Consider the following 10296-nt stretch of genomic DNA (forward strand, 5'->3'; position numbering starts at 1 on the left):
CCACCGCGTCACCGAATGCGGCCAGGTCCGCGCTGAAGTCGACCGTCGTGCGATCGGCCGCCGCCGCGCACGCGGCTAGTCCGGTGAAACTCGCGCTATGGCCCTGTCCGCCGATCCCGTTGTCGAAGGGCAATGCATCGATGACCGCTGCCTGCTGCTGCCAGCCGTGCGCCAGCGTGCGCAGCTCCTCTGGGGTGAGTTCGAATCCGGACATGTCCCGCTCCCGTCGCCGCGTCTGAGGTGTCCTCTCATTCACGCGCGACGAGACCGTAAGCGCCAGGACCGTATCCACAGGCCCGGCGGCCGCGCGGCAGTTATCCCCAGATTCGGGGCCGCAGCAGGCCAGCTTCGGCATCGGCCAGGACAGCCCGGACCGTTTCGGCCGAGTCGGTCTTGTTGGTGCCGATGAAGCCGGTGGGTCCGCGTTTGATCCAGCCGGTCACGTACAGGCCCCGAATCGGCTGTTGGTCGACGGTAACCCGGCCAGCGACGTGGGCGACAGTGCCGCGCGCGGCATCGAACGGTAGTCCGGGGATGGGTCGGCCCCGATAGCCGATTGCGGTGAATACTGCACCGGCGTCGACGTCGATGCACTCGCCGGCGCCGGCGCCGGTGCGCTCGAAGCGGACACCGGTCACGCGCTGCGTACCGAGGATCCGTGTGGGCGTCAGCCCGAAGGCAAGTCGCAAGTGGGGGTCGTCGGGCTTCGGGCCGGCCGCGATCTCCCGCAGCAGTGCCGTCTTGGTGGTCACTGGGGCGCCCGCCAGGTCCGCCGGATCTACCCACACCTGAGCCGGTCCGTCGATGAGACCGATGAGCTCGGGCAGGGTGAAGGCGGCATGCTCCGGACCGCGTCGGGCGGCGACAACTATCTCGCGGATCGACGAATTCCGCAGTGCGGCAAGCGCATTCATGTCGATGTCGGTGTCGGCAAGCCGGTCCGAATTCGCGGTCAGGATGCGGGCGAGGTCAAGAGCGACGTTCCCGTTGCCGATCACCACGGCGCGCTCGGTTTTCAGCTCGGGGGCTGCGGCGGTGAAGTCCGGGTGCCCGTTGTACCAGCCGACCACCGCGGTGGCGCTCTGTACGCCGGGTAGTTCGATTCCGGGGATGTTCAGCGGGCGATCGGTCGGTGCGCCACCGGCCCACAGCACCGCGTGATACTCGGCGCGCAGCTCGTCGAGTGTGCGGTCGGTGCCGATGTCGGTGTTCAGCAGGATCGTCAATTTCTGATCGTTCGCGATGGTGTTGAACAGCTGCACCACGCTGCGGGTAGCCGGGTGGTCTGGGGCGACGCCGAAGCGGGCCAGGCCGAACGGCTCGGACAGCCGCTCGAACATGGTCACCCGCACTTGGCGGTGTTTCAGCAGTTCATCGGCGGCGTACATGGCCGCCGGGCCGGAGCCGACGATCGCGATGTTCAGCGGTGCGGGGACACCGGTCAAGGGCCGCGGTTTGGCGACCGGTGCGAGCGGAAGGCGCCAGCGGGGGTCGACTGGGAACCGGGGACCGGTGGGCTCGGGCGCCGCGGCCGTCCGGCCGAAGTGTGCGGCGTTGACCTCAGTGAAACGGCGCTGATTCTCCGGAATGCGGTGGTCCGGCGCAATGGCGCCGACCGGGCACGCGCTGACGCAGGCGCCGCAGTCGACGCAGGCCGCCGGATCGATGTAGAGCATCTCGGTCTGTCCGAAGTCGGGCTCATCGGGAGTCGGATGAATGCAGTTGACCGGGCAGGCGTACACGCACGCGGCGTCGCCGCAGCACGGCTGCGTAATGACGTGCGGCATCCGGTCAGTGCGCGTCGTAGGAGGGTTCGGACCGGTACCGCGAGGGGCGGCCGTCGATCTTGAGTAGCTTCCAGAGAACCGTGGCGACCGGGTTTCGCAGACCGCACTGGTGAGCCAGCATGCGGACATCGCCGAAGACGTCGCTGAGGAATCGGCGGGAGTTCATCGAGTCCCAGAACATCTCGGCGAAGACCTTGCGGGGAACGTCGAACTCGGTCCGGAACTGCACCGGCGGTTTGGCGATTGCGCTGCACAGCACGCGCATGATGATCGGCATCGCCAGCGCGAGAACGAAGCGAGTGGCGGCACCCTTGGTTGCGAGGGTGGCGCGCACATGGTGGTGAGCGAACGAGATGTGCCGGGCTTCCTCAGCCACGTGTAGTTCCATCACCGCGGCCATCACCGGGTGGACGTTGGCGCCGGCCCGCAGGAAGTCCTTTTGTAGGTGGTCGATCGGTTCTTCGCCAGCCAACACACCGAAGAAGAAGACCGACGGGAAGAGCGTGGAAAACAGCGGTATCAGCGGGTCGATCCGCCGCATTGCGCGCGGCATGCCGGGGACGTCGATGCCGACCCGGTTAACCATCTCCTGGAACATCAGCGTGTGCTGGCACTCTTCCTTGGACTCGTGTGTCACGTAGCGGAAGCGTTTGTCGCCATTGGGCAGTCTGGACGCGTACTGCAGCAGACCGCGAATCAGGATGGACTCGAACTGTAGGCCCACCTTGGCCACGTTCGCTTGCCGCCACATGCCGATGGCGATCTGCTTGTCCACCGGAAGATTCTGGTACCAGGGGTGCTGGCCGATCGGGTCCACCTGCGGATCGAGAATCCATCGCGGATCGTCCGGCACGATCGCCATCTCCGGCGCATCCCAGGCGATGTGCCGGTACGGATCGAAGTTGCGGTGGACCGACGCGGCCGACAGGTCGTCGACCACTTGGTCGTAGTTCAGTTCGGTCCCGCGCTTGTTTGCCGGCGGTTGGTATGCGATCGGCCGAGGCTGCGTGCTCGTCATAGGCCTACGCTGACACCTCGGACCTAATATGTCAACGATCAATGACACATTGGGTGGTGGCACGATGGTGGTCGTCCTCCACGCGCGGCGCGATCAGATCGGCCACAATGGTCTCGTGCATGCGGAAGAGATAGCGGCGGTAGCGGTTCTGTGCGTTCTCGCCGTCGGAGCGGCCAACACCTTGGCGCCGCGCCTGCGGATAGCGGCCCCGTTGCTGCTGGTCGCCGTGGGCGTCGGAGTGAGCCTGTTGCCCCAAGTTCCGGAGTTTCACATCAGCCCGGAGCTGATCCTCGTTGGGGTGTTGCCGCCGTTGCTATTCGCGGTGGCGCGCTCGATGCCAGTGATGGACTTCAAACGCGACTTCCAGGCCATTGGTGCGCTCTCGGTGGTGCTGGTGCTGATCTCGTCACTGCTGCTCGGACTGTTCTTCGTGTGGATACTTCCCGACATCGACTATGCCCTGGGCGTCGCCCTGGGCGCCATCCTGAGCCCCACCGATGCGGTCGCCACCGGCACCATCAAACGGGCGGGCGCTCCCAATCGCATCGTGACGGTCCTATCCGGCGAATCCATGTTCAACGATGCCACCGCACTGGTGTTGCTGCGCGCCGCGATCGCCGCGACCGCGGCCAGCATCTCGCTGGTCGGCGTCATCGTGAACTTCGTCTGGGCGGTGATCGGGGCGGTCGTCATCGGCGGCGCAGCGGGATGGCTGTTCGGCAAGCTGCGCACCCGGATTCACGCACCCGCGGTGGCCACCGCCGTCTCTTTTACGCTGCCGTACCTGGCCTACCTGCCCGCGGAGCTGGTCGGCGCCTCCGGTCTGGTCGCCGCCGTCGCCGCCGGACTGGTCTCCGGCCGCGCGTCGGTGCGTACGCTGCCCGCCTCCCACCGGCTCTCCGATGTGGAGACCTGGCGCATGGTGGAAGTGGTTCTGGAGGGCGGCGTCTTTCTGCTGATGGGGCTGGAGCTGTACACGCTGATCGAGGACGTCCGCGATGCCCATGACACCTGGCTCCACGCACTCTGGCCGGCGGCAGTGGCACTGGTCTTGGTCTTGGTGATTCGCTTCGCGTTCGTGATGCCGCTGATCTGGGGCCTGGACTCGCGGGCGACCCGAGTCATCGCGCGCGAGCCAGCACTCGAAGCACTGCGCGAGCGCCTGCCCGACGACCCCGCCGACGACGACACCAAGGGCCACCGGTTCCGGCTGCGCCTGGACCGGTCCCTGGCAGACATCAGCTACTACCGCACCGAAGCGATCGGTTCACGCGAAGGGATGGTCGTCGTCTGGGGTGGGCTGCGGGGCGCAGTGACCCTGGCCGCCGCTCAGACGCTGCCCGCCGACACCGCGCATCGGTCGCTGCTGATCCTGATCGCCTTCTTCGTCGCCACGATGAGCCTGATGATCCAGGGCGGCACGATGGGCGCCCTGCTGGCCAAGCTGAAGCTGCCCGACCAGAGCAGCGAACTGCGCGCAGAGCAGGCCCGGCTGCGCGGGGAGATGCTCGACATCGTGCAGCGCATGCTGGCCGACCCGAACGTCATCGGCGACGACTCGGTGCTGGCCGGCCAGGTGAAGCTGGTGCGGGAACTGGAGACACCGGACCTCGACGACGAGCAGATCGATCTCGACGAAATCGATGTGCTCGACAAACGGCTGCAAACTGCGCGGGAACTGCGCCGAGTGCGCCGCAAGGTGATCGACGAACAACGTCGTGCCCTGCTCGCGTTCCGCGACCGCGGCAGCTACAGCTCCGGCGCGCTGACCGCCGAACTACGCAAGCTCGACGCCGAGGAGCTCAGTCTGAGCGGGTGAGGGTTTCGCGGGCGCTGATCCACATGACCAGCGCGATGCTCAGGACGATGCCGGTCAGCAGGAACGCCGGGCCAAAGCCGAACGCGGTCGCGACGGCCCCGGCGGCCAGCGGGCCGAGCACGGCGCCCAAGTCGGAACTCATGCCGTAGGCGGCCAGGGCTGAACCGCCGCGCTGCCGATTGCCGAGCACGTCGCCCAGCGCGGCCTGGTCGGCCGGCGCAAACAGACCCGATCCGATCCCGGCGATCGCGGTGAGCGCGAGCGCCACCACCAGATTGTCGGTGAAGCCGAGGAACAGCGTGCCGCCGGCGGCGATGGCCAGGCCCGGGAGTAGCACCGGCCGCCGCCCGTAGTGATCGGCCAGCCGTCCGGCGATCAGGATCGCCACAACGTTGCCTGCGGCGTAACAGGCCAGGACGATGCCGGCCCACGCATCGGAGCGCCCGAGCGACTGGGTGATGAACAGCGGAACCAGCGCGATGCGTACGCCCATGGAGGCCCAGCCCTGCGCGAAGTTCGCGGCCAAGATGGCACGGTAGGCGCTGTCGGTGAGCGCGGCGCGGAAGGTGAGAGTCGCCACCGCCCCGCCCGGGTCGACCGGTGCGTCATCGGGGTGCGCAGGCACGGGCGGCATCAGCACGGCCACCCCGATCGTGGCGATCACCAGTGCGATCGCATAGACCACGAACGGCAGGCGCAGGCCATAACCGACCAGTGCGGCACCCAGCAGCGGACCGGTCAGACCGCCGATCAGGAAACCGGCCGAGAAGTAGCTCGAGGCCTGGCCGCGCAACTGTGGGGGCGCCAACCGGATGAGCAATGCCATGGCAGACAAGCTGAACATCGTCGAACCGATGCCGCCAGCAGCGCGAAAAATCAGCAGCTGCCAGTACGTGCCAGCAAAACCACACGCCAGCGTGCTGACGGCCACGATCACCAGTCCGGTCAGATAGATCCGGCGTTCGCCCAGTCGCGTCACCAGCCGCCCCGTGGTGGGAGCGAACAACAGACGCATCAGGGCGAACGCCGAGATCACCGCCGACACCGCCAGCTCCGTGACCCCGAAGGTGTCGGCGAAGATCGGCAGCGCCGGTGCGATCAGTCCGAAACCGAGCGCGATGACGACGTTGGCCGCCAGCAGTACCCAGAGTCCGCGGGGAAGATGTTTCATGCCGCGGAAGTCAGCGCGCGCTATGCGGTGTGGCGCACGATCATGACCGGAACCTTGGCGTGGTGCAGCACCTTCTGGCTGCGTGAGCCCAGGAGCAGCCCGGTGAAGCCGCCTCGTCCGCGGCTGCCCATCACGATCAGTGCTGCCGAGTCGCCAGCGGCTTCGAGGATGGCCTTGCCCGGCTCCTCCGGGATCACCACGCGCTTGACCTCGACGTCGGGGTAATCGGTGCCGTAACCGGCCAGGCGCTCGGAGACCGCGCCGACGGCCTGGTCGCTCATCTGATCGATCTCGTCGGCACTGAGTCCGAAGCCGTGCAAGGCGTCGGCGTCCAGCGGCGTCCAGGTGTGTACGGCGATCAATTCGGTCTTGCGCAGATCGGCCTGGCGGTAGGCCTCGGCTACCGCGCCGTCGCTGACCTTCGAGTCGTCGACACCGACGACGACCGGGCCGTCGCTCAGGGCGGCTTCGGTCGGGATGATCACGACCTTGCTCTTGGCGTGCGCGGCCACCGAGGTGGACACCGAGCCGAGGAACAGGCCCTTGAGGCCGCCCAGACCGCGGCTACCGAGCACGACCATTTCGGCGTCGGCGGAGAAGTCGATCATCACATGCGCTGCATCGCCCTCGGCGATGGATCCGTGAATGCTCAGCCCCGGAGCCGCCTCTTCGGCGACCTTGGCCGCGTCCTGCACGTACTTGCTTACTTCACCGCGAATCGCGTCGATCACGTCCTGCGGGATCACCAAGCCGGGGGCGTAGTCACTCGTGGTGGTCGTGTAGGCCGAAACGATCTTGAGATCGGCGCCCTCAAGCTTCGCCGTCTTTGCCGCCCAACGGACCGCGTTGACTGCCATATCGGAACCGTCGACACCGACCAGAATCACGCTCATCGTGACATCCACATCCTTGTACCTCGGCCCGGACACCCGGATGCGCATCCGTAATTCAGCCTCACCCTCTATTCTGTCTCACCGATGTCGCTTTCGCACGGGAGGCGGGACTTTCTACCCGGTAGGTAGCCTGAAGTCATGTACGACGACGACGATGAGCCGATCGAGCCGGAGATGCCGCGCATCGAGTTGCGCGAGACGGCGCTGCGTGTGGTCGCGACCGTCGCCATCGCGGCCATTCTGCTCGCGGCTGGCGTGCTGAGTGCCGGAACCCTCAACACCATTCTGGTGCTGGCCGCGCCGACGGTGATCTTTCTCGGCGCCGGGGTCCTGGGCTACCGGGCGTGGCAGGTCCAGCGGGCCGGTGGCCGCTGGCAGATCTATCAGGGTGGCATGTGGTTACTGCTGCTCATCTTCTTGCTATGGATCTTCAGCGCAGTCGGGGCCGTGCTTTCTTGACCTCTTCGCACCACGGGTAGGGTAATGCCGCATGTGGGATGCACTGGGCGGTACGTTTGCGTTGGCCATGGCCTTGACCTTGAGTCCGCTCTCGATCACGGCGGTGCTCGTGCTGGGCTTGGGTGCGCGGGGCACCCTGCGCGCACTGCTGTTCAGCGTCGGCTGGTTCATCTCGATGTTCGCAATCACTTTCATCACCGCACTGGTCACGGGCACTGCGGTCGAAGAAGATCCGGAAGGCACCTCCGGCGGCATCGACATCCTGCACCTGGTGTTCGGAGTGCTCTTCTTTATCCTGGCCTACATCACCTGGCGTCGTCGACCCTCCGCCAAGTCGGAGGTCGAGCACGCCGCCGTCGGTGAGGAGAAGGAGAAGAACGGGCTGTTCGCGCGTATCGACAATCTCGGCCTGGCCAGCTGTGTGGCGGTCGGATTCGCGATGGGGCTGCTGATCATCAAGAACCCGCCGCTGGCGATCAGCGCCGGCGTGCAACTCGGTTCGGTGCCCGACATCACCACCGGCCAGACGGTCATCGTGGTGCTGATCTTCGCGGCGCTGGCCACCATCGCGCCGCTGGCGCTGCTCGGCTTCATGGCGATCGGCGGGCCGAAGGTGCGCGGCTCGCTGCAGAACGGGCGCACGTGGATCGAGGCGAACATGACCGCGGTGACGCTGGCGATCCTGCTGATCGTGGGTACTATCTTCCTCGGTGAGGGCCTGGCGATCATCGACTGACGCCGCTCGGCTGGCTAGGTCCAGCTGGGCAGCCAGAGCTGCATGTTCCATAATTCGTTGCTGATCGGTGCGCCGGTCAGGATGGGCCAGGCGAAAGCAAAGTTCGCCACCACCAGACCGGCGTAGATTGCCACCGCCAACACCGCGAGTGTGCGAGTGGCCGAGGCCCGGCCGCGGCCTGCGGCGGCCAGCACATCGCCGCAGCACAGGGCCAGACCCATCACCAGGAACGGCGCCATCACGGTGGCGTAAAAGAAGTACATTTGGCGGTCGATCTCGCCGAACCACGGGACGATCGCGGCAGCGTAGCCGACGAGCACGGCGGCGTAGCGCCAGTCGAGCCGGAAGATCATCCGCCACAGACCCCACCCGACCATCGGCAACGCCAGCCACCACAGTGCGGGGGTGCCCAATAGCATCTGGGCGCGGATGCAGTCGCCGCCGCCGCACTGATCGGGGCCGTAGTCGATGGCGTACAGCATCGGCCGCAGTGCCATCGGCCAGCTCCACGGCTTCGATTCCCACGGGTGGTGGTTACCCGCGGCGTTGGTCAGGCCGGAATGGAACTTGAGGATGCCGGTCTCGTAGTACCAGAACGAGCGCAGCGCCGCCGGCACCCAGGCGAAGGGCCCATCGGTGCCGATGTCGGTGCCCACCACGTAGCGGTACACCGAGCTTTCCGAGCGGAACCAGGTGGCGAAGGTGGCCAGGTAGATGCCGACCGGGAGCACTACCAGCGAGGCGGCCGACGGCAGCAGATCGCGCATCAGCACCCCGCGTAGCGGGCGCTGCACGTGATAGGCCCGCCGCGCGGCGAAGTCGAACCCGAGGGACAGCAGGGTGAAGAAGACGACAAAGTACAGGCCCGACCACTTGGTACCCACCGCGAGGCCGAGCATCACTCCGGCGGTGAAGCGGTACCAGCGGAAACCGAACCGCGGGCCGAAGGGGCTGTCGTTGATGCGGCCGTCGCGGAAGACTCGGTCTAGGCGTTGGCGCATTTGGTCGCGATCGGCGATCAAGGCGGCGAACGCGAGCACAACGAACAATGCCTGGAAGATGTCCAGCATGCCCATCCGGGACTGGACAAACAAGACGCCGTCGCAGAGGGCGAACAGGCCGGCCAGCGCGCCGATCAACGTCGAACGGGTCAGCCGTCGCACGGTCAAGTAGATTGCCAGCACGACGATCACGCCGGACACCGCCGGGATAAAGCGCCAGCCCATCGGGTTGTAGCCGAATAGGCCCTCGCTGAGCGCGAGCATCCACTTGCCTACCGGCGGATGCACCACCAAGCCGTAGGCGGGATTGTCTTCGATCAGCCCGCCCCCCTGCAGTACCTGCCAGCCCTGCGGGACGTAGTGCTTCTCGTCGAAGACCGGGGTGCCCTGATCGGTGGGATGAGTCAGATCCCAGAAGCGGGTGATGATGGCCAACAGGGTGATCACCAGGCCGACGATGGTGCCGCGCAACCGGTCGGTGGCACCGAACACCGGCTCCGGGATCACCGGGCCCGGGGAGGTCCCGAGGTCTTCGACGTGAGCACGCGGTGCAACGGTGGCGCGATCGAGGATGGCGGGACTCACCTGGCTGATGTTACTGATGGTCAGACTCAATCTGGCGGGGGCTGTCTTAGCGAGCCTTCGGCCCACCCGATTTCAGTAGTGCGAGACGCACGAACGTCTGATAAGCGGCATGGTCCGAATTTCGGCCAGGCCCGGTGCCGTTTTAATGAGTCGCGATCCGTAGATAACGCTCGTCACTGACTGAACCTCGAGTCTTCGCCTTCTTGGGGTGGGTCGTCGGCGGTCGCGGTTCCACGTCTGTCCATCTGGTCCTGACAGGAGACGCCACGAGTCGTCGCCGACGGTATCCGTCTCTTCTGTGACGATGAGATGTTTGGGCTTCAGCGGAAGGTCGGTTGGCGTTAATCGATGCTCGACGCCCCGGGATGCCTCGCAGGCAGCTCCCGAGTAGTCACTCGACCTCGCAAGTGGAGGGCGGTCTAGGGTTCGTGGAATGGAAGAGAGCGGTCGCTTGGTGCTGGCGGGAACGCCGATGGGACAACCCGGCGATGCATCGCCGCGGCTACGTGAGGCGCTGGCGACAGCCGACATCGTCGCCGCCGAAGACACGCGACGGGCGCGTGGGCTGGCGGCGGCCCTCGAGGTGGTGATCGGGGGCAAGCTTGTCAGCTACTACGACCACGTCGAAGCGCAGCGAGCACCGCAGCTCGTCGAGGCCATCGCCGACGGTGCGACGGTTCTACTGATCACCGACGCCGGGATGCCCTCGGTCAGCGATCCGGGATACCGGCTGGTCGCGGCGTGCGCCGAGGCCGGTCTGCGGGTCACGTGTCTGCCCGGGCCGTCGGCGGTCACTACCGCGCTCGCCCTGTCGGCGCTCCCGTCCG

The 10296-nt window shown here is 66.6% G+C and carries 10 protein-coding genes; 4 read left to right on the forward strand and 6 right to left on the reverse strand.

The features are described from left to right. The 3 genes from WAW85_RS13005 to WAW85_RS13015 all read right to left on the reverse strand — a co-directional run. The coding region (locus WAW85_RS13005) for a hypothetical protein (protein WP_422560026.1) at nucleotides 1-214 on the reverse strand (214 nt) is incomplete at its 3' end. 100 nt (nucleotides 215-314) lie between these two features. Next, entirely contained in the window at nucleotides 315-1787 is a 1473-nt protein-coding gene (locus tag WAW85_RS13010; RefSeq protein ID WP_422560027.1) for an FAD-dependent oxidoreductase, read from the reverse strand. A gap of 4 nt (nucleotides 1788-1791) precedes the next feature. Next, nucleotides 1792-2805 (reverse strand): AurF N-oxygenase family protein, encoded by a 1014-nt coding sequence (locus tag WAW85_RS13015; RefSeq protein WP_422560028.1) that lies wholly within the window; start codon nucleotides 2803-2805, stop codon nucleotides 1792-1794. 64 nt (nucleotides 2806-2869) lie between these two features. Here WAW85_RS13015 and WAW85_RS13020 point away from each other — a divergent pair, with 64 nt between their 5' ends. Next, nucleotides 2870-4624, forward strand: coding sequence for a cation:proton antiporter (locus WAW85_RS13020; protein ID WP_422560029.1), 1755 nt, complete (start codon nucleotides 2870-2872; stop codon nucleotides 4622-4624). Here the strand turns inward: WAW85_RS13020 and WAW85_RS13025 are convergent. Then, nucleotides 4608-5795 carry an MFS transporter gene (locus tag WAW85_RS13025; RefSeq protein WP_422560030.1) on the reverse strand — a complete coding sequence of 396 codons (1188 nt, stop codon included), beginning with the start codon at nucleotides 5793-5795 and terminating at the stop codon, nucleotides 4608-4610. The two genes, WAW85_RS13020 and WAW85_RS13025, sit on opposite strands and share 17 nt — an antisense overlap. A gap of 20 nt (nucleotides 5796-5815) precedes the next feature. Continuing rightward, a complete protein-coding gene (locus WAW85_RS13030) occupies nucleotides 5816-6688 on the reverse strand; it encodes a universal stress protein (protein WP_422560034.1) in 873 nt (290 codons plus the stop codon). Between the two features lie 138 nt (nucleotides 6689-6826). Here WAW85_RS13030 and WAW85_RS13035 point away from each other — a divergent pair, with 138 nt between their 5' ends. Further along, nucleotides 6827-7147, forward strand: a complete 321-nt coding sequence (locus WAW85_RS13035) for a hypothetical protein (protein ID WP_422560031.1) — start codon at nucleotides 6827-6829, stop codon at nucleotides 7145-7147. Nucleotides 7148-7178: 31 nt separating this feature from the next. Next, nucleotides 7179-7883 (forward strand): GAP family protein, encoded by a 705-nt coding sequence (locus WAW85_RS13040; protein ID WP_422560032.1) that lies wholly within the window; start codon nucleotides 7179-7181, stop codon nucleotides 7881-7883. Between the two features lie 14 nt (nucleotides 7884-7897). Here WAW85_RS13040 and WAW85_RS13045 read toward each other — a convergent pair whose 3' ends face one another. After that, nucleotides 7898-9457: a dolichyl-phosphate-mannose--protein mannosyltransferase gene (locus WAW85_RS13045; RefSeq protein ID WP_422560035.1), complete on the reverse strand. Its 1560-nt coding sequence runs from the start codon at nucleotides 9455-9457 to the stop codon at nucleotides 7898-7900. 445 nt (nucleotides 9458-9902) lie between these two features. On the opposite strand from WAW85_RS13045, the gene rsmI reads away from it, so the two are divergent. Then, nucleotides 9903-10296: 16S rRNA (cytidine(1402)-2'-O)-methyltransferase (gene rsmI, locus WAW85_RS13050; protein ID WP_422560033.1), on the forward strand; the 394-nt coding region annotated here is incomplete at its 3' end.

Origin of the sequence: Gordonia sp. (in: high G+C Gram-positive bacteria) (assembly GCF_049299075.1) — a bacterium.
Taxonomy (GTDB): domain Bacteria; phylum Actinomycetota; class Actinomycetes; order Mycobacteriales; family Mycobacteriaceae; genus Gordonia.